We start from the raw sequence: 25,804 nt of genomic DNA, 5'->3' as shown, positions 1-25,804 counted from the left end.
TGAAATAATAAAGCAGCTAACTTCCGTTTAGATTGGCTCATCATGTGAGTTATTTTTGTCTTGAGTTGGAGCACGACGACGGCTGCGTTGCCAAGGTAAAGGGCGCTCAATCGCTTCCGGGACTTCACCACCGGTTGAGCGTAAACGTAGATGCAGTGCGGCTTGCGCCATTAAATTTGCAGATACAGGTGCGGTTATGAACGCCAATAAAGTCAATAAAATTTCGGCAAAACCAAAACGGCCCTGAAATGCTGCAAAAATCATTGCCGCAATTAAGAAGCTACCCAGTCCCAAAGTGCTGGATTTTGTCGGAGCATGCAGGCGCATAAATAAATCGGGAAGGCGAACCATACCAATGCCCCCGACCAACATAAAGAATGAGCCAATCAATAAAAAAATTGAGACCAGGATTTCCATCACGAGTTGCATCACTGTTTCTCCTAATCTACGACATGGCCAGTAGTAAAGTAGCGGGCTAAGGCTGCGGTAGACACGAAGCCCAGCATAGCAATCAATAAAGCCCCTTCAAATAAGGAGCTACTTGCCCAATAAATGCCAAGGATCACCACGAGGCAGGTGGCATTTAGAAAAAGCGTATCCAAGGCTAAAAGACGATCTACAATGGATGGACCCATAACTAAACGGATCAGGCAAAGAAACATTGAGATGGTGATAGCCACCATGCATATGCCGAGTGCATAAGGCAAAATGCTCATGAATCTTCTCCTGAGTCCACTGCAAAAATAGCCATGAGTGCCTTTTCATAACGATTTTTAATTTCTAGAATGTCTGTTTCAGCATTATCAGTACTTAAGGCATGCACTAAAATATCACCGCGATCATCATCAATTCCTGCGGTCACTGTACCTGGAGTAGTGGTGATAATCAGCGCCAGTAACACATTGACTTGTTCATGCTGCGTTTCTAAAGGTACGCGAAACCATTTGGGATGCAGGTTACGTGTTGGTCCAAGAACCAGTTTAGCCACTTGAATATTACAAACAATAATGTCCCACAGCACCACAAAAAATAATTTTACCGCCATTCGCCAGTTGATATTTGGCGTCCGGGTAATAAACGGATTGACCAAGCGCGGAATCAGAAGCCCGAGCAACAACGCCATAAGCAGTGTTGCTGCATCGAGGCTATGCGCCAGCATAATCCAGCTTAAAGCCACAATCACCGATACAAATGGATGCGGTAACCAATTTTCCCAGAAAGATGTTTTTTGCATGGTTAAGGCTCCGTCGGTTTAAGCTTGGCATCATCCGGATGGACAGGTTGCTGCGTTTGCTGTTGATTGATTTGGCGTTGTTTATACTCGGATATATGTTCACCTTGTAGCGTCTTTTTAGAAATGATGTATGGAATCAAATGTGCATTAGGATCAACCGTTTCACCGCCATATTTGGTTTCAGGCAGGATTTCAGGATCATAAGGTTGAACGCTAATCACCTGATCAAGATTGTCTTTATGCAGAATTATTGATTCATACAATGCATTATTTTGCATTTGTTCAGCCGTATTAAACATATATTGCTGAATAGGGCCGGCACAGACCATATATACGATTAAACCTGAAAGCAGTAAATAGATGGTTTTATCATTCCGTGCCGGTGCTTGTTCCGGCAAAGCTTGATAGGCTTTAAACTCTTCCTTAGCTGGATTGTCTTCAGGCACGGTGGCACGCCAAAACAGCACAAAACCGATTCGGGTAAAGGCAATAATACTGAGTAAACTGACTACCAGCACCACAATAATAATCACCAGTTGATAAGGCGAATGTGAAGTGGCTTGCAAGATAAAGACTTTGCCCAAAAAACCGCTAAATGGCGGTAAACCGGCCATCATCAAGGCAATTAAAAAGAACACCAATGACACCACTTTGTGTTGTTTCATTTGTGGTGCAATATTGAAATGGTCCTTGAATACGCCACGTTGTGAAGTAATCCAGCCCGAGAGCAAATAAAATGCCGCCCCGATCAGGGTGCTATGCACTAAATAATAAAGTGCCGCAGCCCATGCCAAAGTATTAAACAATGAAATCGCAATTAAGATGGTTCCGATCGAGGATAGAATCATAAAACCGACGAAGCGACGTAAGCGTTCTGCCCCAATCGCCCCGATTACCCCATAAATAGAGGTGATGAGACCAATCGGCAGTAACCAGTTTGCCAAAATGCTGTGGCTTAAATCATCTTCAAAAACGGTGCCGTTAATTCTGAGAATCGCATAAATGCCGACCTTGGTCATAATGGTAAAAATTGCAGCGACAGGTGTTGTTGCCACGGCATAGGTTTTCGGTAACCAGAAACCAACCGGCAACATCGCGGCTTTAATCCCAAATACCACAAATAACAATAAGCCGCCCGCGACGGCAAGTTTATGCTGATCCGGTTCTAGCAGAGGGATTAAGCGCGCGACATCTGCCATATTCAAACTGCCGACACTACCGTAAATCATCCCGAGTCCAATCAGGAACAGGGCAGAGGCCAGTAAGTTAATGGTGACGTAATGAATGCCCAGTTGAAAACGTGCTTTGCCTTGCCCGTGTACCAGCAGCACATAGGAGGCCATCAACAAGATTTCAAAGAACACGAACAAGTTAAACAAGTCACCTGTCAGGAATGCACCGCACAAACCCATCAGCAAGAAATGGAACATGGCATGGAAATAACGGCCACGTATATCCCATTCATGACTGGCATACCATAAGATTGGGGTCGCCAAGGCATAGGTCAGCACGATCATTAATGCGGAGAGTTGGTCTAATACCAACACAATCCCGAAGGGTGCAGACCACTCCCCTAAATGATAGGTGCTGATTTGCCCGCTGCTGGCCAAAATCAAATAGAAAATGGCGGTGGTTAACCCTAGAATCGAAGAAACGTAACTAATTCCACGACGCCAAGGTTGACGCCAGTCCTCTGATAATGCTCCTGCGCCAGGATTCCCCAAAAGTACCAATAAAAAAGCAGTAAAAGCTGGAATTAAAATAATAAAAATAGGGGTGTGTTCAGTGCAAAACTGGATGACAGCATTCATTAAGGCTGATCCTCACGCGAGTCAATAGGCACAATATCTTCTTTGGAGTCCACGTGATCTGTACCTGTTTCATAACGACTGCGCAAAGCCAGTTGCACAATAAAAGCCGTGGTCGCAAAACCGATGACAATGGCGGTTAATACCAGAGCTTGGGGTAGGGGGTCGGTGGCTTTGGTGGTTTCGGTCAGAACTGCCGGAGCATTGATCTGAACTCGTCCCATCGCGAACAGGAATAAATTGACCGCATACCCAATCATGGCGAGACCTAGAACCACAGGGAAAGTACGGGCACGTAAAATTAGATAAATTCCCGTTGCAGCCAGTAATCCAATAGCCGAGGCGAGTAAAAATTCGATACTAATCATTTTCTTCTCCCTTGAGTACCGGGCCAGCCATACTGGAGTGACGTGAGTCACCTAAGACTGAAATCATCAGCATGGTTGCACCAACAACAGTGACATAGACCCCGACATCAAATAAAGCAGCAGAAGCAAGGTGCATTTCACCTAAAACCGGTGGTGAGATATAAATGTGTGCACTGGTGAGGAATGGACGTCCCCACAACCACGCGCCTAATCCAGTCAGGCCGGCAATCAATAAACCGGCACCAATCCAGATTTCATATAAACGTCCAGCTTGGGCTTTCAGCATTTGTTCTGCCTGATCTTGACCTAAGGCAATATATTGGATGATTAAAGCTAAAGCGGTAATTAAGCCGGCAATAAATCCGCCACCCGGTAAGTTATGACCGCGAAGGAAAATATATAAACTCACCACAAGGGCCAAAGGTAAAACCCATGATGCAGTAATACGGAACATCAATGGAGATGGATTAAAACGGTAAGTTAATCCTTGTGTGATGGTTGTACCGTGGGTACGCATGCCATCCATTAAACATAAGGCACCAATGGCAGCAATACCGAGTACGGTAATCTCACCAAAAGTATCGAAGCCACGAAAGTCGACCAGAATCACATTGACCACATTTGTACCGCCACCCAGTGGAATCGATTGTTGCATGAAGAACCACGAAATCGAGTTGTGGTCCCGGGTCAGAATTAACCAGCTAATCCAGCCAATGCCGAGACCGCCGCCAATAGCAATTAGTGCATCACGCCAGCGACGTGAAATACTGGATTCATAAGGGGTAAGCTGTGGCAGTAATGACAAGCTCATTAGCAACAGTACGGTGGTGACTACATCGACGGTAATTTGAGTTAAGGCCAGATCGGGTGCCGACAAGGTTACAAAAACCATGGTCACCACTAAACCGACAGCACCGCTAATCAGCACCGCTTTAATCCGCTCATGGTGGAACCACAACATCATCCAGCAGGCAGAGAACAAGAGCAGCCAAAGTACAATCGCAATTGCAGGCGCATGCGTTAATTCACGTGTACCTGTGGTGAGTCCCTGATTGATCAGGGGCATGGCCAGCAAAGCGGCACTAAATAGCACAATCCAGGTTAAATAGCTTTGCAGCGAACCATTTTCAGTTTTACGTTTTAACTTGCGTGAATTGATTAACAGATGCTTTAAGAATAAATCAAACAGGATTCTGCCCTGGAATTTACCCAGCATAGGATCAAGATCAATTTCACGGATTCTGCCATTTTTGGCAAAAGCGAAATAGAAAATGATTCCTCCAAGCAGGGCAATGATACTCATCACCAAAGGCATGTTAAAACCATGCCAGATGGCTAGATGTGTGCCGGCAAAGTCCGGCATTTGGGTGCTGGCACGCGCAGTTGAATTGACAATTTTTTCAACCAAAAGGGCAGGGGCCAGACCGACTAAAATACATAAAACTGCAAGCAGAAGCGCTGGTGCACGCATGCCAAAAGGCGGCTCATGCGCATTTTGATTGGGAACTTGTCGACTTAACGGACCATCAAAAAAGACCCCATGAACCAAACGCACCGAATAAGCCACCGCAAAGATTCCCGCGAGGGTTGCTATAACCGCCGAGAAAATCATCACTGGCCCCGAAAGATTGGCCAGTAGTTCAGTAAAGAACATCTCTTTAGACAAGAATCCATTGGTCAGCGGTACGCCAGCCATAGAGGCCGCAGTAATCATGGTCAGGGTTGCAGTAAACGGTAATAGTTGCCACATCCCATTTAACTTGCGTAAGTCACGGGTTCCAGTTTCATGGTCAATAATCCCGGCAATCATGAACAATGCTGCTTTAAAGGTCGCATGATTAATAATATGAAAAATGGCTGCGGCAATCGCCAGCGGTGATCCAATCCCTAACAGGCAAACAATCAAACCTAAATGACTGATGGTGGAATAGGCGAGTAAGCCTTTTAAATCTTCCTTAAAAATGGCAAAAAAGGCGGCCATACACAGGGTAAATAATCCCACAAAAGTCACAATATTATGATAAAGCGCTGCACCGACAAAAATGGGGGTAAAACGTGCCAGCAGGAAAATTCCGGCTTTGACCATGGTGGCCGAATGTAAATATGCCGATACAGGTGTCGGTGCCGCCATGGCATTTGGTAGCCAAAAATGAAAGGGAAACTGGGCACTTTTAGTAAATGCACCTATTAAAATCAGCAATAGCGTGGGAACAAACAGTGAATGGCTTTGAATTTTCTCTGTCATCATTAAAATTTGATCTATCTGGTAGGTTCCAGTAATTTGACCAAGCAGAATAAAGCCACCGAGCATCGCCAGACCGCCCATGCCGGTGATGGTCAGTGCCATACGCGAGCCACGTTGCGCAGCCTCGTAATTGCTCCAGTAACCGACCAGCAGGAAGGATGAAATACTGGTCAGTTCCCAAAACGTAAGCAATAACATCAGGTTATTGGAAAGTGATATCCCGAGCATTGCTGCCATAAACAGCATGAGCAAGAGATATAATTTACTTAGGGAGTTTTTGGGACTTAAATAATAATAGGCATAAATATAAATCAGGGTACCGATACCGCTAATCAGCAAAGAAAATAACAGGCCTAAGGCATCCAGACGAAAGCTTAAATCAATGCCTAACTGGGGTAACCATGACCAACTCTGGGTGATGGTTCCACCATTAAAAACATATTTTGCTTGCGTCAATAACAAGATGAGACTGCTTAGACTGACACCAATTGCCGCTAAAGCGGTTACCCCGCGTGAAAAATTTTTCAGCCACGAGACAAGGGTTGTGCCTAGTACTAACGGTAACAATATAATAATCGGTAGCACACTGATATCCATTGTCGTGATTAGGTTGGTAAAACCTAAGGGTGAATCTTATCTTTCAAGGACTACAGAACCACAAGGAGCGATCCAAAACTTCTCAATCTTGAAAGCCAAATTGAATTCAAAAAACTGAAAAACAAGCTGTGTTGCGCAACTTGTAAAAAGCGATAGTAAAATCGGATTTTACTATAAAACTTTAAAGATATTTGATTTTATTACATGAGTAAAACAACATCAATTCTTTTTGCGCACATGTAAGCTATTATACGCTCATCGATTGTTTCGGGCTGTTGAGTGTTTAAACAGATAAATCCTTAAAAATAATTCTTGAAAAGAGCGCTTTGAAATATCCAATCTGTTTTGTGATTAAATTCATTTTTTTGCGGTTAGGAAAGAGGGTGGGGCGAAGACGTATCATCTTGCTGACTCAATAAATGAAGCAATTCGGTTTGTTGTTCTGGGCTTAAATATTGTTGAATCTGTCGCAAGATGCTTTGTGGCGTCAGGCTTTCTAATTCCGGTTCAGGCAAGGGATCTGTTTCAATCACTTCTTCATTAAAAAACAGATTCTCATAAATGCTATCAAACTTGTCTTGCAATGGTTGCAGTTGCATATCAAAGATCTGTTTATTTTCCAGTTTTAAACATTGATAGTCAGCAGCATGTTCCAGTAATTCGCTACGGTTGCCGGTAGCAATAATTTGTAGCCGCGGAAAAGCCTGATGCAAGCGCTGTAAAATCACTTGCGTGGTATTTTGGTCCAGCTGATGATCAATCGCATCAATCAGTAAAATTCCATCCCCTTCAAGGCACGGATACAGACTGTTCGGATTGAGCAAGCATAAACGGCGCACGATATCACCGACCAAGGCAATCCAGTTTTTAACGCTATTGGAGAGTTGTTGATAAAGCATGGTTTTGCCTTGATAACTCACCATCAACTGCAATTTGGGCTGGTACTGGATATAAATATCTTCTAAGGCAGGAATAACTGTATTTAAAGCCTGTTTTAATGCATCCAGACTGGGTGCGTTCATTTGCTTTTGGGCATTGAACAATTGCTGCAGGAAGTCATTATCTTTATTTTTCTGGATGGAGGTATTGGACAGAAATTGTTGAAACAATTGGGCAATCTGGGCATTTTCAATATCGCTAATTTCACGTAACCATTCAAAAAAACGGCTAAAGGTCGTATAAGAAACAGTTGAAATTTCATAAGCAGATGAGGTCTGGAAAACGGCCGGATTATTCTTGCTTTGAAGATTCATTTCATTGACAAAGCGTTCTGCAGGGTAATAGGCAATGAGCGGCAAGCCTTGCAGCGGGTCATGCTTGATTGCATTTTGATAAAGTTCGACCAGGTTTTCCAATTGCTGGGTTTCGGCTTTGCTGGTGCCCATGCCATGACTATTTAAAGTCTTATATAACTGCCAATCGCAATCAGAAAGCACTTTATCTTGTGGCTCACTGGCTTCAGTTAGCGTGCCAATATCATTGGGAATTCGAACCCGAATATCAATTTTGGATTGCAGCCGGGTAAACATGATGTCCTGATCAAGCATCACCACACCTGCAGCACGAAAGTCTTTATAGCGTGCGGCAAACCAGGTCAGGGCTTGATAAGTGAGTTTTAAAATTGCGGTTTTGCCTGAACCTTGATCGCCCATAATCAGGGTGATGGGTTTGTCGTTAAATTTCAGCTTGAGGTCAGCAAAATGCAGTGCGTGTTTGAGTTGAACAGATTCGATTTTCATAAAACACCTGCCTTGCGAAATGAGCTGAAATTATTCTTCCACAGCTTTACGCAGCGATAATGGCATTTGCTTTTTCAGTTGTTGAACCAGATCGTAAATGTGGTGAATATTTAAACTTACTTTAGCACGTGTGCAGGCCACGTAAAGTAATCTTAACTCTTCGTCACTAATTTTATGGTCTTTTTCATTGACCTTAAATTGATAGTCATCTTCGATATGCACCCGGTCCCACTCCAAACCTTTGGCTTTGTGTGCTGTAGAGATAATATAGTCAGCCTGTCCAATCGGGGTGATTTTGGCTAAGGCTCTTTTAAGTGGATCTGTACCATGATCATCGACCAGTTTAACTAATGGTTTAATATCGCTGCCATCATTGGTTTCGCAATATTCATGCACATCATGCCAGGAATTAAACCATGCCAGTTCAGGCACATCGGTGACCCGGCGACCTTGTTTCAGCATGCTGGCGGCATCGACAAAACGATTCAGTTTGACATGATCGGCTTGCAAACTGACTTTTTCACCATGCAGCAAACCGGCAAGCAGCAATTCCATCGCACGGGCATTGGTACGGCACAAAATCGCATCACGTTGTTTGGTATGCGGTTTATTAACCACTTTAGAATGCAGATGCGGATTGCCGAGCAAAGGAACCGTTTCGTTTAAAGCACCCAAAATGGCATTGGCATTCAAAGCAATTTCTTCACCAAAACGGAATGAGGTGGTTAAACGGGACTCAGGCAAGGGCAGTTGCTTCATGGCATTGACTGCGCCGCGCCATGCATAAATCTGTTGATGGGCATCACCGACATAAATCACTTGGGTGTTTTTTTGACGCAGCAAAATCCCCAACATTAGGGGGTCGGCATCTTGTGCCTCATCAAACAGCACATAATCTGTGGGGATATTGGGTTCAGACAAAGCCCAAAGTTTCAGGTAAATGTCGTGACCAATCCCGGCTTGATGATTTTGGTCAATCGACTCTAACCAGCGCCGTTCAATCGCCGGATAAAGATGCTTTTGCAATTCATCAATATCATCTGGATGTAACCAGTTTGGCGCCTGAAGATGACGAGGCGCAGGGTATTGCGAACTGGTCGAACAGAAATAACTGACTGCATTGGCAACCAGACTGGCCAAACGACTAGGCATCATCACGTATTTTTCATAACGTCCACCCATCATGCGGCGCAAGGTAATCGGTTGCAGTCGATACTCTTTAGCAATAAAACTTGGACTTAAACGCGGTAAACGCAGTTTGTCGGTCACGCCACGCGGCACACTACGAAAAGCCAGCGAGTGAAAGGTGCGACAGTCGACCCCACGATGAAATTTACTTTGCGCCTCTGATGCAATGGCTTTGTTAAACGCCAGATACATGCCACGCCGCTCGGGCATGGCATCACTGATCATTTGTAAAGTGGTGGTTTTACCTGTGCCTGCATAAGCAATTACTTTAAAGGATTTGCCCAAACGCGCATTGTCTATGGCAATGGCTTGCTCATAGGTTGCGCTCGGTTTTTGCGAATTAGACACAGTCATCGGCTTAGTGCTGACGATTGGCTTTTTCAACCAATCCCGATAAGCCTTGGCGACGTGCAAGTTCGTTTAAAACCAGTTGCGGTTCAAGATCGAAATAGCCCAACATCACAATGGTATGGAACCATAAGTCTGCCACTTCATAAATCAGGTCATTTTTATTATCGGCAGTCGCTTCAGCTTTAAAATCTTTGGCTGCGATAACAGTCTCAATGCTTTCTTCGCCGACTTTTTCTAAAATTTTGTTTAAGCCTTTGTGATAAAGCTTGGCCACATAAGATGAATCTGGATCTGCTGCTTTACGCTCGGTCATCATTTGACCCAAGTAATCTAAAACTTCTACTTGTTCGGATTGGGCTGTTGAGGCATTCATGGCCAGCGTATGTGGATTATGTGAATCAACAGATTTGTCAGCATAAATCTGGCTTGGATCTTTCAACTGTGCATCGACAATTTCCCAGCCATTTGCCGTCAACTTACGGTAGAAACACGATTCACGACCGGTATGGCAGGCAATGCCGCCGTATTGTTCAATCTGTAACACAATCACGTCCGCATCACAGTCTAAACGGATTTCATGTACGGTTTGGAAATGACCAGACTCTTCACCTTTATGCCACAATTTCTGGCGTGAACGGGAGAAGTAAACCGCTTGATTTTTTTCTGCAGTTAAGGTCAAAGCTTCACGGTTCATCCACGCGACCATAAGCACACGGCCGGTTTGATGATGCTGTGCAATGGCAGGAATCAGACCTTGTTCGTTAAATTTTACTTCATCGAGCCATTGCACGTTGTTCATGAGAATTTCACCAAAAATATATTCAAAATGGAAAAGAGCGAATAAAAATCGCAGCTATATAGTGTACGTGATTAGCAAGTGTTTGAGAAAAAAATATACCCATGATCATTTACTTGACTCATCACAACGGTGCATATTTTTTTCGTGCAAATGTATTTCGACAGCTTTATATAAAAAACCAAATGATTAAAACATGCCCGTTAACATTAAGCCCATCCATGCATAGGCTTAACTCAAAGTGATTTATAAATCCTGCATAAACTGCGGCAAGTTTTGTTTTTCTACCATTTCTAGAAATTCATCCCCCAAGCGCTGACTTTCCGCCACGCACTGGTTCCACATTTGAATGCGCTGTTTCTGATCTAAACCTTTTAGAGTGAAGTCTTTACGATCGGGCAGGCGTCCCAGGGGTAGCGATTTCAAATATTCTGCGGAAGGGGAAAGCAGTAAAGTGCGCGCCTGATTTTCAGGATTGGCTTTACGGTTTTTAAACATTTTATCGAACCAGCCGGGAGTGATGCTGTCACTAAAATGTGGATACAGTACAATCCCTTGGCTTTCAAATGGCAGGTCAATGTGATAGTCGATTAGCCCGCCATCACGGTAGCTGCCTTTGGGCGCATCGGGAATATCCCGAATCGCGGCCATAACTCCTGGAATAGATGCAGAAGCCATCAACCAGGGCGTGACATTGGTGCTATTTAAAGTTTGATAATGGGTAACAAAGTCATCGTCTACTTTAAATTGCTGACCGGATGAGGGTTGGCTAATGACACGTTGCATAAACAGACGGTTATGTTTACGACCCAGTGCATTACTGCCAATGATGCCGGCCACTGATGCCAGTAAGGGCAGGGAGTGATCACTCTGGAAAATATGTTGGGCTTTAATTGAAATCACAGCGAGATGATAGTCAGGATGATCAACCAGCTGTTGTTCTTTGCCTTGAATCATATCGATCAACATGCCTCGGCAAATATTACCGACGTCGTGACGCGACATTTTTTTATGGAAATACAGGTTGGTATAGAGGTCGGAAAGACGTTCAGTCCCTTCCTTAGCGCCCCAAGCTAAAATACTGGCAAAACGCCAACTGCCAATTGATGAACCCACCAAGGTTCTGCGCTGCGGTGCTTGCGATAAAAAATCGCCAAAAATGGCCTGGTCTAAACCCTGAATGCCAATGCCTTTTGGACCCCCTGCTGCTCCGGGAATAATATCCACCAAGCGTGCTTGTAAACCTTCTTTTTCAATCAGTTTACGAGCAAGATGTCCTGCACGTAAGTTTAATGCAGGCGGACGTTTTTGCAGGATTTGCGTCATAATTTATAATTAAATATATAAGTGTGCTGTTATTTTAATCTGTCATGCGGAAGCAACAATGGCGAGAGTCATCAGTTGCTGACTGATCAGTCATTGCATAGATAAACTGTCTGATGATTTAAATCATCAGACAGTTTATAAAAAGTTAGGCTGTTTACAGGTAGATCAGGGTGGTAAATGGTTCGTATTATTTCATCACTCGCCATACAGCAAGCAAGCTTGATAATGCAATCAGCAGAATTGAAACATACCACGGTGCAATAATTGCAATCGATAATAAGATTGCCATCAAACTACCGAAAATCCAGCTGCGTTGTTGTTGATGTTCCATTTGCAAACGCATACTTTGCAATTCATTTAACTGTTTAGAATGCCAAGCGGACTGATTTTTTAGACCGTTTAAACTGTCAATCAATAGGCTTGGCAAGTCTTGTGCACCGAGCAGAAGATCAGGAATTTTTTGCCCCAATTCTTTCAGGTTCTTCTGCGGATTCATTTGCGTTTTAATCCAATCGGTGAGGATCGGTTTTGCCAGTTTCCAAATGTCCAGTTCAGGGTAGAGGTCTGTACCCAAACCTTCGACATGAACCAGGGTTTTCAGCAAGAGCATTAACTGTGGTGGAATTTCCAGGTGGAAACGACGGGCAATATCCATCACCTGAATCAGGATGCCGGCAAAGTCCAGCTCATGCATCGGTTTGGAGACCATTGGCCCTACGGTACGGCGCATTTCACGTGCTAAAGCATCCTGGTCCGTACCCGGTGGAATCCAGCCGGCTTGATGCACCACCAAAATCAGTTGCATGAAGTCGCTGTTCATCACTGCCAGTAACATCCGTGCCACGGTCATTTGATCGTGTTTAGACAGCTCGCCCATAATTGCACAATCCAGTGCTATAAAGCGTGGATTAGTGGGGTTAATGGTTTCGACAAACACGTTACCCGGATGCATGTCTGCATGGAAAAAGTTGTCACGGAACACTTGGGTGAAGAAAATGGTTAACCCTTTCTCTGCCAAGTCTGCCCGATTCATGCCCATGCGGTCGAAAGTCGCAATATCGGAAATCGGTACACCGGTGATGCGTTCAGCGACCATCACATCTTTGCTGTCCATATAGACTTCAGGCACATACATCATGCTTGAACCCGTGAAGTAATGGCGCATACGACGAGTGTTGTCGGCTTCTAAAGTCAGATCCAGCTCATTTAGAATAATTTGACGGTAGTTTTGAATAATTTCAGAAAGATGCAACGCACGTGCTGCTTCCAGACGTTTTTCTAAGGCCGCACCTAACCAGTCGAGAATCTCAAAATCTTGTAAGATTTGCTGACGAATATTCGGACGGGTGACTTTCACCACCACTTCACGACCATCATGCAAAGCTGCAGTATGCACTTGAGCAATGGAAGCTGCAGCAAGCGGTTGAGTATCGAAACGGGCAAACAGAGTGTTGATGTCGGCTTTCAATGATTCCTGAATTCGCATTTTGGCAACATCGTTGTCAAAGGGTTTGACCCGGTCTTGCAATAAAACCAGCTGTTGTAAAAGTTCAGGTGGGATCAAATCGCGACGGGTAGATAACAATTGCCCCAGTTTGATCGCCAGCGGCCCCATTTCCTCTACAGCTTCTTTTAGCTTGAGTGGGTTGTTACGTTCACGACTGGACCATGCGGCAGGGTGCATGCGAATCAGGCTTAAAGCATGACGGGCTTTTTCAGGTAATTCTTCCGCAGGAAACAACGTGTCGAGTCTATAGTGCGCGGCGATGCGCCAAAGTTCAAGTAAACGTGAAACGTGCGGAATCATAAATGCGTGTGCCTAATCTTGAGTTGAATCAATCTGTGCCTGAAGTTGTTGAATTTTAGCTTCAGCACGATCTAAATTTTGATTGAAAATTCGAGTGTCTTGATTGAGATCATCCATTTGCCAGCGTGGGGCAAACAGACCTGTGTCTTCTTTTAATGCATCTTCAGCAAAGAATGCATAGCTTTCAAGCGTGCGTTTTAAATGTTTCGGTGCAAGCTGAATTTTACCCAGTTCATGTGCCAGACTTGGACCAATCCACGGACTTAAATGCGCAGCTAAATCGGGTTCAGCCTGTTGCATGATGCGCTGAATATCCTGCAACAGGTGATAATCACCCTGTAGCGGAATATTGCCGACATCATCCGACAGTAATAGCTTCAAAAGCTCGACTACATTTTTAACCTGCAAGGTGGCAGTCGCTTCAGAAAGCTGTTCATTTTTATCGAATGGGCGTTGTTCGAAGATGGATGCTGTCTCGCTTTGACCCGTGACGGTCGGTTCTAAGCGAACTTTACCCTGGTCAAAGAATACATCGACAGACAGTTGCGGTGACTCAATCACCACCCGCAACATTTTGCCTTGCAGTTCATTTAATTGGATGCGGCTAATCGCATCCAGATCAATGACATGATGAATAAATCGTTCAACTGCACCCAGTGCCAGAATCGACCACATAGCATAAACCCTTAAAGTTTAAAGCCGCGGTGAACCGCCACAATACCACCGGTTAAGTTGTGATAATCACAGTTCTGGAAGCCCGCATTTTCCATCATACCTTTAAGGGTACGTTGGTCAGGGTGCATACGAATGGATTCGGCCAGGTATTTATAACTTTCCGAGTCATTGGCAATAATTTTGCCCATGATGGGTAAAGCGGTGAATGAATACAGGTCATACAGCTTAGAAAATGGCTCAAACACCGGTTTAGAGAATTCAAGCACCAATAAACGACCGCCCGGTTTAAGCACGCGGTACATCGAAGCGAGTGCAGCATCTTTATCGGTTACGTTACGTAAACCGAAGCTGATGGTGAGCAAGTCAAAACTGTTGTCTGCAAAGGGTTCTAAGGTTTCAGCATTGGCTAAAACGAAATCTACATTGGTACAGCCGGCATCAATTAAACGGTCACGACCGACATTGAGCATCGATTCGTTAATGTCCGATAAAACCACATGACCGGTAGGCCCCACTTCACGACTGAAGACTTTAGCCAGATCGCCGGTACCGCCTGCAATATCCAGTACATGCTGGCCCCGACGTACGCCAGACATGTTAATGGCAAAGCGTTTCCATAAACGGTGAATACCAAATGACATCAAGTCATTCATGATGTCGTATTTACTCGCGACAGAGTGGAACACTTCAGCGACTTTTTGTGCTTTATCTTCGCTGCTTACCGTTTTAAAACCAAAGTGAGTGGTTACACCGACATTACCGGTGTTTGCGCCGCGCGGCAGATTGTATTTAGGCACTGAACCAGTGACAGGCGTATCGGTTAGCTGTTGTTGTAAGCTGTGTTGCTGACCTTGTGCTGTCCCTTGCGGTAAGGGTTCAGTTAAGAATGGACTCACTTTGTCTGTATTTTGTGCCGACTCGGCTGTAGAGGCAGGCGTTTGATTTTCGTTAGACATAGAGTCACTCCTAACATAAAAATAGGGTTAATGTTGCAGTGCTTGCATGATGACAGATTCTAAGACGTTGTGCAGTAATCAGCATGCAATTGTTATGAATAATATACAGAAATCTGTCCTGTATTTTTATTCGCGGCTCATTATTATTTCCATCACAGCATAAAGTTATTGAAAGGGATGGGGATCACCGGCATGAACTTTATGAATGATTTGACGTTCAACCGCAGTAAAATCTTTGACAAACTTCTCTGCCGACTTTAACGGTTTCATCGCTAAAAAGCCATCCTGCATAAATTCATACATCACCTGAAAATTGTATTTATGGGCTGCGCCTTTACACATTTTAAATGCCGTGTAGACCATAAATGAGCGCATATATTTATCTAAACTGAAGCCGAGTTGATCGAGCAAATCGAGCTGTTTTACGCGTCGTTGCACTTGATCCAGTTTAAGGTAGGTCAGACGCATCATCTCATCATTTAAAGTTGCATAGGGATGATAATCCTCAAGCAGTTGCATGGCGACTTGTTCATCCAGTTGCACCGCCAAAATTGCCAGTTCCACCCCAGAAGTACCGGTTTTAATGGCATTTTCCGGAATCAACTTTTCTGCTTTATGGGCATATTTGCTTAAACGGGCAATTTGCCCTGCTAAAGCGTCAAAATCCGGACCGCCATACAGTCGATTCAGAAAATATTCAGACATTAAAATATTCTGTTTTTCTGCAAACTGTTGCACATGGGTGTTTTGCATGCGCTGTTTCTGCCAGGCTTGCACATCTTGCAGACGCTGGAAAACGTCAGGATTTTGATGATAATTCAATTGATAGTACAACTCTAACAACTCATCCAGTGCAGCCAGTTTAGACATCATGCGTCTCTATTATTTTTTAGATGGCTAAATCTTAGAGGGAGATTGGCAAAGCTGCTATGACAAAGTGATGAAAAAATGACTTTAAATGGGTCAGTTTGATGTCGAAATAATCAATTTCAGGCAACACAAACTGAACATCTTGCTCTGTTGTGTGGTTTTCAGCTTCGCTATACTGCAATGAAGAACAATAGATTAGAGAATAATATGCTTTCAGAAAAAATAGAAAGTCAGTTGATGGATGAAGATGAGCTCTCGTTGAAGCTGATAGAAGCGCAGTATCTTTTAAAAAATACCCGTGACCAAAAAAATGCCAAAAGTGTGCTGGTTTTAGTCAATGGAATTGAACTGGCTGGTAAAGGGGAGTCGGTGAAGCAGCTGCGTGAATGGGTCGATCCTCGTTATTTGCGTGTCAAAGCTGACCCACCGATTATGCTGGATCAGAAGCAAACTTTTTGGCAGCCTTATGCTCCTTCTATTCCTGCTGAAGGTCAAATCATGGTGATGTTTGGCAATTGGTACAGTGATTTGTTGGTCACCGCCATGCATGTGTCCGAGCCATTAGATGAAACGCTGTTTGATGCCTACATTGAAGATATGCGTGCCTTTGAGCAGGATCTAAAAAACAATCATGTCGATGTGATTAAAGTCTGGTTTGATTTGCCATGGAAGTCTTTGCAGAAGCGACTGGACAATATGGACCCGAGTGAAGTGCACTGGCACAAACTCCATGGTCTGGATTGGCGCAATAAAAAGCAATATGACAATTTGCAGAAGCTGCGCCAGCGCTTTACCGATGACTGGACGGTGATTGAGTGTGAGGATGAGCAATTACGCGATCAGCAGTTTGCACAAATCATTTTAGCTGCCTTGGAGCATTGCCCGGAACATCGGGCTAAAACTAAAAGCAAGTGGAAACAGGCGACTGTTCCAGAGATTTTGTTGCATCCAGAAAATCAGCCCGCAAGTAATGAAGACTATAAAAAAGAGTTAAAGAAACTCTCCTTAAAAGTGGCCGAAGCCCTACGTTTTGATGATCGAAAAGCCATTGTGGTTTTTGAAGGAATGGATGCGGCAGGTAAAGGCGGTGCGATTAAACGCATTGTCAAAAATCTTGATCCACGTGAATATGATATTCACACCATCGCAGCACCTGAAAAATATGAATTGCGTCGCCCATATTTATGGCGTTTCTGGAATAAATTACAGACCGATGAGGATATTACTATTTTTGACCGTTCTTGGTATGGGCGGGTATTGGTTGAGCGTGTAGAAGGTTTTGCTAATCCGGTCGAGTGGCAACGTGCTTATGATGAAATTAATCGTTTTGAAAAAGATTTAGTCAATAGCCAGACGGTGGTGATTAAATTATGGCTGGCGATTAGTAAGGATGAACAAGCAGCGCGCTTTAAAGCACGTGAAGAGACTCCACATAAACGCTTTAAAATCACCCCTGATGATTGGCGTAACCGCGAAAAATGGGATGAATATCTAATTGCAGCAGCAGATATGTTTGAAAGAACCAGTACAGTCCATGCGCCCTGGTATATTATTGCCAACAATGATAAAAACACAGCGCGTTTAGAAGTGCTACGTGCCATTTTAAAGCAGCTGAGAGCAGAATAAGCTCTCAGCTTTGAGATTGTTTTTGATTATAAGCAGCCTTGATCATGTAAGATTTTGTAGCGAGGGGCTAATTCACCACATGGGCTTTTTGTTTTTGCTGAATGCCACTCGCAATTTTGTAACATTCTTCTACATGCGCTTCGGCCACTTTTTTCATCACAAAATAACCCAAACTTGCCGCAATAAGTTGTCCGCCTAAAGGAATAAATTTAGTGACCTGTTTGGTGATGATCTTGGCTGCCACGTTGTTCAGGGATTTTTTCACCGCAGTACGTGCCACGACCAAACCAGAGAATTCGACTCCACGTTTACGCAGTTCATTCCACTGTACTTGTTTTGTTTCTGGATCATAGACACTGATTTGTTCAGGAGCTAAGCCAAAACGTGCATTCACTTCTGGAATGAGTTGTGACAAAATTCCGACGTCGATGACAACATCCAGAAACGGAACAGGCACGACGGCAGCACCTGCAGAAAAATAAGCACGTTTTTTGACAAGTTCTAAGCATTCTGTACGAATGGTTTCTAAATTTAATGTTGGGTCTATTGAGTCTGGAATTGTATCTATTTTCATAATGTAAATACCCTGAACTTGGTGTTGGTTTTTATATTCAATCATTATTAAGGCACGAATTTCAAACATATTTTTGATTCGAGCCTAAATCTAAAAGTGACATAGACAGATGCAGATGTATAGTAAATAATTTTTATGGTTTTGTAGGCATTTCATTTTCGAACATTCAAGGGGTAGCTCATTTATGGCAATTCATGTGATTCAAAGTCAGCGTATTGATGTACTGGTACATGCCATGCTGACGACCGTGAATAAGCCTGCGAGTACGCCTTTTCAAGTGTTGCAAACCCAGCATTTTATTGTGCCATCACATGCGATGGAAACATGGCTCACCCAAAAACTGGCTGAACAAAAAGGCATCAGTGCCAACACCCAGTTTCATCACCGTATTCGTGGTTTTCAATGGTCAGCCTATCAGTGGGTGCTGGTCGATCAAAAAGAACAGGTGCGTAAAGCCAATATTCCACGCATTATCATTAAGTGGCGCGTGTTTCAGGCACTAAAATCCTTTATTCAAGCCGAACTCAATCCTTTGGCACTCGATCACCCTTTACATTCGATTGTGCAGCGCATTTATGACAGTGCTGACCGTCTGGAACACGGCATCGAAAAACAGCTGAAAAAGCAGGGCATGCTGTATTGGGTTGCGGAACAGGTATCACGTCTGTTTAGCCATTACATGGAATACCGCGGGCATTGCCAGAAAAATTGTCCACTGAATATGTGCAGTTGTCCAACTAACTGGTTACAGGCTTGGGGGCAGAACAAAGAACTTTCCATTGAAGATATGTTCTTTAAAACCAATACTGAAATTTCCGAATTTACCTTAAATCAGGCACGTGAACTGGAAGCATGGCAGCGTTGGCTGTGGCAGGAAGTGTTTCATCAGGACTTTGAACAAATGCAAAGTATTGATGCCATGTTCTGGGAAATTCTGGACAATCCGGAAACGCGTAAAGCGGCCTTAAAAAAACTGCCACGACAGTTGGTGATTTTCACCTTACTCGATTTACCGCCGATGCAACTGGAATTTTTACGCCGTTTGGGGCAGTACATTGATATCTATATTCTGCACTATAATCCTTCGCAGGAATACTGGGCAGACAGTGTCGATCCGAACTGGAAAGCACGTTACGACGTACGGGTAAAAGAGCGCTTTATTGCCAAAAATCCGAAAGCCAGTGATGCCGATATTGGAAAATTCTTTCAGGAATTTACCTTAAATTTCAATGCAGAACAGCGTGAGTCACGCCATCCCTTGCTGACCCGTTTCGGTAAGCAGGCGCGAGATCATTTTTCCTTGTTGTCCAACTTGTCTTCAGGTGAAGATGGGGTCTGGGCAGATGCCTTTGTAGATGAATATCAAGATAATCTGCTCGGTAAAATCCAGTCGGATGTGTTGTATCTGGTCGAGCCGGAAAAGCATCAATATATCTTGGATAAGCAGGATGATTCGATTCAGATTCATGTCTGCCATTCCAGTTTGCGCCAGCTGGAAGTTTTAAAGGAGCAGCTGATTCACTGGCTGGCACAAGGCACAAAAGATGCACCACGCAGGCCCAGTGACATCTTGGTTTTAAGCCCAAGTTTGACTGAACTTGAACCGCTGATTCGCAGTGTATTTGCACCGCCGCCCAGTGAACGCGACCTGATTCAGCAAAAAGCGGGCAGCAATCATCAACTCTCCAAAGATAGTGTGTATTTGCCGGTTAAAATTGCCGGCGTGACTCAGCTGGATGCGCTGAATGCTTGGAAAGCCGTTCTCGGACGGATTGAGCTGATTCAACGGCGTTTTACGATTGAGGATTTTGCTGACTGGCTTAGCTTAAGTGCTACCCAGCAGCGCTACGCTTTAGAAGTCAATTCGATTGAACGGATGACACAGTTGCTGATTGATGCCGGCTTTAAACGCGGACTGGATGCCCAGCATTTACAGCGTAGTTTGGGTGAGGGCGATGAGGACTATCGGTTTAGTTTTAAGTTTGCGCTTGATCGTTTGGCTTTGGGCATAGCCATTCCTGAACATACCTTGTTTCAAGGCACACTGAGTTTTGCCAAAGTGTTGCCAAGTGACTTTGAATTGATTGCCAAGTTGATTCAGATTTATCAGGATTTTGATGCACGCCGTGACTGGATGATTGCGCATGAGCAAGGCCAGAGTGTGCCTGTAGAGCAATGGCTAAAACGCCTGATGCAGGATATTGCCGAGTTTGAAGAAGCAGGTGTTGAATCCTTAACGGCGCTTTATAAAATTATCAAGAAACAGGAACGGATGCTGACCTTGGCCAGTTTCTATGATGAGCACGATCATCATGCCTTGCGTAGTTTAAGCTTGCCGTTGCCTTATTTGCTGGCTGAAATTAACACCACTTTGGAAGCACAACTGGATCATGCTGAACCGACCGGGCAGATTACCTTTAGCCAGATTGGGCAGATTCGTCCTGTACCGTATAAATTGATTGTGATGCTCGGACTCGACAGCGGTAAATTTCCAAATCGTACCCAGCATTTACCTTTCGATTTGATGGATTTGCTGAAACCGCAATTGGGTGATCGTTCCCGTCTGGAAGACGACCAAGGGGCATTTTTAGATAATCTTTTATTGGCGCAGGAAAACTTGTGGCTATTTTACAATGGTTTCGATATCAATGACGGTGAAGTGCGTGATCCATCGACTGTGTTGCAGGAACTGGTTCAGCATCTGGCCTTTATTGTGCAGACCCAACAGCCCGATACCGAAGTCGATACCACTGTAGAAATCAATGGCGTGGAAGTACCTGAACAGCTGCAGTCGCTTTATCATGTGCATCCTTTATTGCCTTTCGACCCTGTGGGGTTTGAGTCGGCTCGACCGGTGCGTTATCAGGATCAATGGTTCTGCGTGGCTGGGCAGCTTCGACATGCCACCAGACAGCGCACGTCTTGGGTAAATACGCCGTATCAACATTTACAACAAGAGGTTCAGGTGCTGGACAGTCATCAATGGATTCAGGATATGACTTTTCCGGCACGGCTATATTTAAAAACTTTAGGTGTAGAAAACTTGCGTCCTGAAGCCTTGCCCGCATTACAGGAACCGTTGTTACTGGATGGTTTGGGCCGTTATGCCATACGCCAGTTCTTGCAAAAACAGGATGGTGCAGCACAGCCTGAATTACTGATGGATCAGCTGCCGATTGGCAAGTTGCAACACAGTAGCTGGCAGATTAGTGTAGTGGAACAAGAACGCTTAAAAGCGCGGCTGTTAAAATATGCCACGGAAGTCACCCCGACCACGCAGCAGGTGTGGAAGGTCAATGATCATGTCTATATGAACATCAATCTGCCCAAAAACAGTGCTGAGAAATGGGTCAGTCTGGAAGCCTCAAGCGCACGTGCCAAGCGTCGTGCCAAAGTCTGGCTGGAATATCTACTCTGGCTGGCTTATCTGAATATGGGTGAGGGCGGTGAAAAGCTGACGCGGATTGTGGTGTTCAGTGACCGAACCATTTTATGTCATGGTGTCAGCTCGAATAAAGCGCGTGAATGGCTGGATCACTGGCTGGCGGCCTGGAAATACGGGCAAAGCCAACCGCTGGTTTTACCGGCAGCCTTGTTGCTGAAAATTGCTGAAAAAGACAAACAGCATGACTGGCAAGCCAATGATCAGAACCAGATGTGCATTGATGATATGGATGTGATCTATAAAGACTGGCATGAGGATGGTAAATTCACGGGCTTTTCGGTCGCGGATAATGAAGCGACCAAAATGCACCGGGACTGGCAGTTTATTTTACAGGAGCAGGATGCGACCGCACTGCTTGAAGATGCCTGCGCACAATTTTCCTATCAGCTTTATCAGCCGGTATTCTGGCATCAACAAGTCATTGAGGAATAAAAATAAATGAATCATCCTCAAAGCTTAAGAAGGATATCCTTTAACCCGATTGCGGATATGCAGTTTAAAGGTTTGCACTGGATTGAGGCCTCGGCCGGCACAGGGAAAACTTTCACCTTATCCAGTTTGATGGTGCGGATATTCCTGAATCAGTATTTGCCCAATCAGGTGGTTGCGACGACGTTTACCCGTGCTGCTGCAGCCGAACTGAAAAACCGCATAAGGCTGCGTCTGGTTGAGACTTTACGTTATTTTGAAAGCTGCCAAAAACTTACCGATGCTGAAATTCAGGCCAAAATTGTGGCTGAAACCGATCCTTTATTTCAAAAAGTACTGAGCGATTATGCCACGCGTGTAGATTTCGCCCGCGAGCGTTTAAAGCTGGTGATTGACCAGCTGGATGAGCTGTTTGTCGGAACGCTGGACAGTTTCAGTCAGAAATTATTGCGCGAGTTTTCATTTGAAAGCGGCAAGATTGAACGGGCCGATATTACCGATGATGCCAAGAGTTATACCCATCAGTTGATTCATGATGTATTACGTGAATGGATTCAGTTACAACCGCAAAATGTGGTCGATTATCTGCTGCTCAATCAAAAGTTAAAATCGCAGGAGGCTTATGTTCCTGTGGTAGAAAATACCCTGAACTTTGCTTCGGCACAGTTTCAGGAAGTCACTGCGCCAGAACTGGATTTAAACCAGTTTGAACAACTGCTAGATAACTTTATTCAGCTGGATGTAAGCCTGATTCCCACCCTGAGCGAATACTATTCGACTGATGGACAATATCACTCGGTGATTGGTAAAAAATGGCGTACTGATGGCTTGATGCAACGCACCTTATGTGATGATTTACCGGCTTTTATTCAGGCTTTGACTGAACAGCGCAGTTATGCTTTATTCGCGCCACATTTTGAAAAAACCTTAAAAAATCTGACCGATCTGGCGACTAAAAAAGTCCTGAATAAATGTGCTGAAGATGTGCTGCATCAGTTTGAGCAGCATGTAGTGATGCAAGCACTGAAAAGTTTCTGTGAGGCTTTGTCGAAACTGAATATGGATCTGGATTTACTGGATGCTTATTTGAAATTTTATTTAAGCCGCGAAGTCAAAAAGCGCTTGCCACAAGTACTGCAACAGAAAAGTGAAACCACTTTTGCCCAGCAAATTCGAACTTTATCAGAATCCCTGCAAGGCGAACAAGGACTGCGGTTTGCCAAATTTGTGCAGGCCCATTATCCCTTGATTTTGGTAGATGAATTTCAGGATACCAACCAGGACCAGGATGATATGCTGGCGCGAATCTGGCGGGATCAGCAGCGCTATATGCAAGGCTGCATGATCATGGTCGGTGACCCGAAACAGGCGATTTATGGCTTTCGTGGTGGCGACATGCTGACCTATAACAAAGCTCGCGCCGATGTGCTGTCCAAGCAAGGTCAGGAATATAGTTTGCGACATAACCATCGTTCCGTTAAAGCGCTGGTGGAAGTGGTCGATGCCTTATTTCAGCGCCAGATGGGTTTTGGCGAAGAGGTGTTTTACAGTCCGGTGGAGGCAGGTGTTCGTGCGCATCCTCCGCTTATGGATGGACAAGGTGAGAATCATCACCCGCTACGCTGGTTGCAATTGAGCGATAAAAAAGCCGAACCGATTCAGGTGGCATGGAAAATTCGGAATTTACTCAATCAGGGTATAGAAGAAAAACTGTATCTGGCAGAAAAAACTGGCCCCAAATATTTGATTGAAAATGACATCGCGATTTTATCGAAAAACCATGATGCTCTGGATAAGGTTCAATATGAATTGGAACGTTTGGGCATTCGGGTCAATCGCCCGTCGAAACGTAGCGTGTTTGATCATCAGGTCGCCAAAGATGTCGGTGCGGTGCTGACAGCCATTCTGCATCCCTATGATGAAGGCAAAATTAAGCGGGCCTTACTCAGCCGATTATTGGGCTTTAATTTGCAGCAACTGATTCAGCTTGAAGCACAGGCGGATGGTTTGAGCCAGTTTATTTATGACTTCGACTGCATTCGGGAGATGTGGCTGGAAAAGGGTTTTTTAACCGCATGGCAGTATTGTCTAAACCTGTTTCAGGTCTGGAAAAATCTGGTTGCAACGCAAAGCCGTGATAATGAACGCACAGTGGTAAATTTGCGCCATCTGACTGAATTACTCAGTCAGCACAGTGAGCAGTATCAAGGTGCACAAAAACTTTATCACTGGTATTTGAAACAACTGCAATCACTGGAGGAACGCGAGTGGGAACTGGAGCGAAAACTGTCGAATGAGGCAGGGGTGCAACTGATGACCATTCATCAGTCCAAAGGACTGGAGTTTAAAATTGTTTTTTTACTCGGTGCCGATAAAGACTTCAGGGAAATGAACAAAACCCTGAATTTTTCGACTGTAGATCATGTGCACCCGGTGACAGGAAAAGTTGAAGTGCAGCGTGTGGTTGCGGTGAATGACAAGAACTTGCTGCAACAAGACGCAATTGATCAGCACAATGCACGGGCTGTGGCAGAGCAACATCGACTTTGGTATGTGGCACTCACTCGAGCCAGTCATCGTGTCTATGCCATGTTGCAGGATCAGGACGGCAAATCCAATCATGGCTTGGCGTTCTGGCGCGGACAAGCAGCGCAAGTTTTTGCTCATCCGGGCAGTGCAGAAGAATCCTTGCTGAATGACAAGCCGAGCAGGTTGCAGGTCAAGCAGCAGCCAGAAGCTTTACCTTTACAGGCGCTAGAATTTCCCAAGCAGCGTTTTTATCCACGGTCCAAAACCAGTTTCAGTGCGTTGGCTCAACATTTAACCCGTAAACAAGCTATTGATGCCTTAGCAGTGAATACCGAACAAATGCTCAGTGCGGCAGATGAAATTCACGTGATTGAGCCGGTTGCCCCGGTAGCGACGCAACCGCTGTCATGGATCAAGCGTAATTTTCCGATGGGAACCGTAGCGGGAACCTTTTTGCACGAAATTTTTGAACATATTGATTTCAAAGATCAGCAGGACTGGCCTTTGGAGATTCGCCGCCGTTTTAAAAATGACTATCCCGGTTTATGGTTAGAACTCTCAAATAAATACGAGCAAGAGTTTCAGCAGCAGGATGAAGAGCAGCTGATTGCCTGGATGAGTGAATGGTTGCAACAGGTTTTAACCACGCCCTTGCATCAGGATTTCCAGTTGAATCAGCTGGTTGAACATGAATTTCTGGCTGAATTTCCATTCTATTTATCATTGTCAGATCATGTCTTGGCAATTCAACGTATTCATCAACTGTACGCAGAACATGGCATTGACATGCTGGATTTCAATCAGGCCAATTCCGCGCGGTATTTAACCGGTTCAATCGATCTGGTTTATTTTGATGGACAGCAATATCATATTGCCGATTATAAAAGTAACTTTTTAGGCACTGATCAATCGCATTATGTTGATGGCGAAATTAGACAGAGTATGTCCCAAGCCAGCTACTGGCTGCAGGCAGGCCTGTATCTGGTGGCATTGCATCGTTATTTAACCGTACATATGCAGGACTATGCCATTGAACAGCATTTGGGCGGTGCAAGTTATCTGTTTTTGCGTGGCATGAATGGACAGGCTGAACAGGGCTTTTATCACTGGAAGCCGAATGCCGAGTTTGTACTGCGGCTTGATGCTATTTTGGGCTATTTCGCTGAAGATAAAAGCAGCAAAATTGCCTGATTTGTCAAAATTAGTAGATTTTAAACAATAGATTAAGTTGTGGATAACTT

18 protein-coding genes are annotated in these 25,804 nt (G+C 44.5%); 3 read left to right on the top strand and 15 right to left on the bottom strand.

Annotated features, from left to right (window positions below; genetic code table 11):
• Positions 1–27: 27 nt before the first annotated feature.
• The 14 genes from E0H80_RS04230 to E0H80_RS04165 all read right to left on the bottom strand — a co-directional run bounded on the left by E0H80_RS04230 (position 28) and on the right by E0H80_RS04165 (position 15,960).
• Positions 28–429, bottom strand: coding sequence for a Na+/H+ antiporter subunit G (locus E0H80_RS04230; protein ID WP_131363439.1), 402 nt, complete (start codon positions 427–429; stop codon positions 28–30).
• 11 nt (positions 430–440) lie between these two features.
• Positions 441–716 (bottom strand): monovalent cation/H+ antiporter subunit F, encoded by a 276-nt coding sequence (locus E0H80_RS04225; RefSeq protein ID WP_131363437.1) that lies wholly within the window; start codon positions 714–716, stop codon positions 441–443.
• Positions 713–1,234, bottom strand: coding sequence for a Na+/H+ antiporter subunit E (locus E0H80_RS04220; RefSeq protein WP_131363435.1), 522 nt, complete (start codon positions 1,232–1,234; stop codon positions 713–715). Before E0H80_RS04220 ends, E0H80_RS04225 begins: the two co-directional genes overlap by 4 nt.
• 2 nt (positions 1,235–1,236) lie before the next feature.
• On the bottom strand, positions 1,237–3,045 hold the full coding sequence (locus E0H80_RS04215; RefSeq protein WP_131363433.1) for a monovalent cation/H+ antiporter subunit D: 1,809 nt from the start codon (positions 3,043–3,045) through the stop codon (positions 1,237–1,239).
• Positions 3,045–3,410 carry a Na+/H+ antiporter subunit C gene (locus tag E0H80_RS04210; RefSeq protein ID WP_067866138.1) on the bottom strand — a complete coding sequence of 122 codons (366 nt, stop codon included), beginning with the start codon at positions 3,408–3,410 and terminating at the stop codon, positions 3,045–3,047. Before E0H80_RS04210 ends, E0H80_RS04215 begins: the two co-directional genes overlap by 1 nt.
• Positions 3,403–6,252 carry a monovalent cation/H+ antiporter subunit A gene (locus E0H80_RS04205; RefSeq protein ID WP_131363431.1) on the bottom strand — a complete coding sequence of 950 codons (2,850 nt, stop codon included), beginning with the start codon at positions 6,250–6,252 and terminating at the stop codon, positions 3,403–3,405. Before E0H80_RS04205 ends, E0H80_RS04210 begins: the two co-directional genes overlap by 8 nt.
• A gap of 371 nt (positions 6,253–6,623) precedes the next feature.
• On the bottom strand, positions 6,624–7,991 hold the full coding sequence (locus tag E0H80_RS04200) for an ATP-binding protein (RefSeq protein ID WP_131363429.1): 1,368 nt from the start codon (positions 7,989–7,991) through the stop codon (positions 6,624–6,626).
• Positions 7,992–8,021: 30 nt separating this feature from the next.
• Positions 8,022–9,527, bottom strand: coding sequence for a UvrD-helicase domain-containing protein (locus E0H80_RS04195; RefSeq protein WP_131363426.1), 1,506 nt, complete (start codon positions 9,525–9,527; stop codon positions 8,022–8,024).
• A 10-nt stretch (positions 9,528–9,537) separates the two neighbouring features.
• Complete coding sequence (gene hisIE / locus E0H80_RS04190; protein WP_131363424.1) at positions 9,538–10,329, bottom strand: bifunctional phosphoribosyl-AMP cyclohydrolase/phosphoribosyl-ATP diphosphatase HisIE; 792 nt, start codon at positions 10,327–10,329, stop codon at positions 9,538–9,540.
• Between the two features lie 243 nt (positions 10,330–10,572).
• On the bottom strand, positions 10,573–11,652 hold the full coding sequence (locus E0H80_RS04185) for a patatin-like phospholipase family protein (protein WP_131363422.1): 1,080 nt from the start codon (positions 11,650–11,652) through the stop codon (positions 10,573–10,575).
• A 187-nt stretch (positions 11,653–11,839) separates the two neighbouring features.
• A complete protein-coding gene (locus E0H80_RS04180; RefSeq protein WP_131363420.1) occupies positions 11,840–13,459 on the bottom strand; it encodes an ABC1 kinase family protein in 1,620 nt (539 codons plus the stop codon).
• Positions 13,460–13,471: 12 nt separating this feature from the next.
• Positions 13,472–14,134 carry a ubiquinone biosynthesis accessory factor UbiJ gene (locus E0H80_RS04175; RefSeq protein ID WP_131363418.1) on the bottom strand — a complete coding sequence of 221 codons (663 nt, stop codon included), beginning with the start codon at positions 14,132–14,134 and terminating at the stop codon, positions 13,472–13,474.
• A gap of 11 nt (positions 14,135–14,145) precedes the next feature.
• Positions 14,146–15,090, bottom strand: a complete 945-nt coding sequence (gene ubiE, locus E0H80_RS04170) for a bifunctional demethylmenaquinone methyltransferase/2-methoxy-6-polyprenyl-1,4-benzoquinol methylase UbiE (RefSeq protein WP_131363416.1) — start codon at positions 15,088–15,090, stop codon at positions 14,146–14,148.
• A gap of 165 nt (positions 15,091–15,255) precedes the next feature.
• A complete protein-coding gene (locus tag E0H80_RS04165) occupies positions 15,256–15,960 on the bottom strand; it encodes an FFLEELY motif protein (RefSeq protein WP_131363414.1) in 705 nt (234 codons plus the stop codon).
• Between the two features lie 207 nt (positions 15,961–16,167).
• On the opposite strand from E0H80_RS04165, the gene E0H80_RS04160 reads away from it, so the two are divergent.
• A complete protein-coding gene (locus tag E0H80_RS04160) occupies positions 16,168–17,586 on the top strand; it encodes a phosphate--AMP phosphotransferase (protein ID WP_131363412.1) in 1,419 nt (472 codons plus the stop codon).
• A 67-nt stretch (positions 17,587–17,653) separates the two neighbouring features.
• Here the strand turns inward: E0H80_RS04160 and E0H80_RS04155 are convergent, their stop codons facing one another.
• The gene (locus tag E0H80_RS04155) at positions 17,654–18,160 is read right to left on the bottom strand and encodes a hypothetical protein (protein ID WP_131363410.1); all 507 of its coding nucleotides are present in this window, start codon (positions 18,158–18,160) and stop codon (positions 17,654–17,656) included.
• A 184-nt stretch (positions 18,161–18,344) separates the two neighbouring features.
• Between E0H80_RS04155 and E0H80_RS04150 the strand changes: the two genes are divergently transcribed.
• Positions 18,345–22,037 (top strand): exodeoxyribonuclease V subunit gamma, encoded by a 3,693-nt coding sequence (locus tag E0H80_RS04150; RefSeq protein ID WP_131363408.1) that lies wholly within the window; start codon positions 18,345–18,347, stop codon positions 22,035–22,037.
• 6 nt (positions 22,038–22,043) lie between these two features.
• Positions 22,044–25,754: a UvrD-helicase domain-containing protein gene (locus E0H80_RS04145; protein WP_131363406.1), complete on the top strand. Its 3,711-nt coding sequence runs from the start codon at positions 22,044–22,046 to the stop codon at positions 25,752–25,754.
• The last annotated feature ends 50 nt before the right edge of the window (positions 25,755–25,804 follow it).

The organism is Acinetobacter sp. ANC 4779, assembly GCF_004331055.1.
Taxonomy (GTDB): Bacteria; Pseudomonadota; Gammaproteobacteria; order Pseudomonadales; family Moraxellaceae; genus Acinetobacter.
Note: the sequence above shows the minus strand (reverse complement) of the source record. Positions and strands in the feature narration are given on the sequence as shown.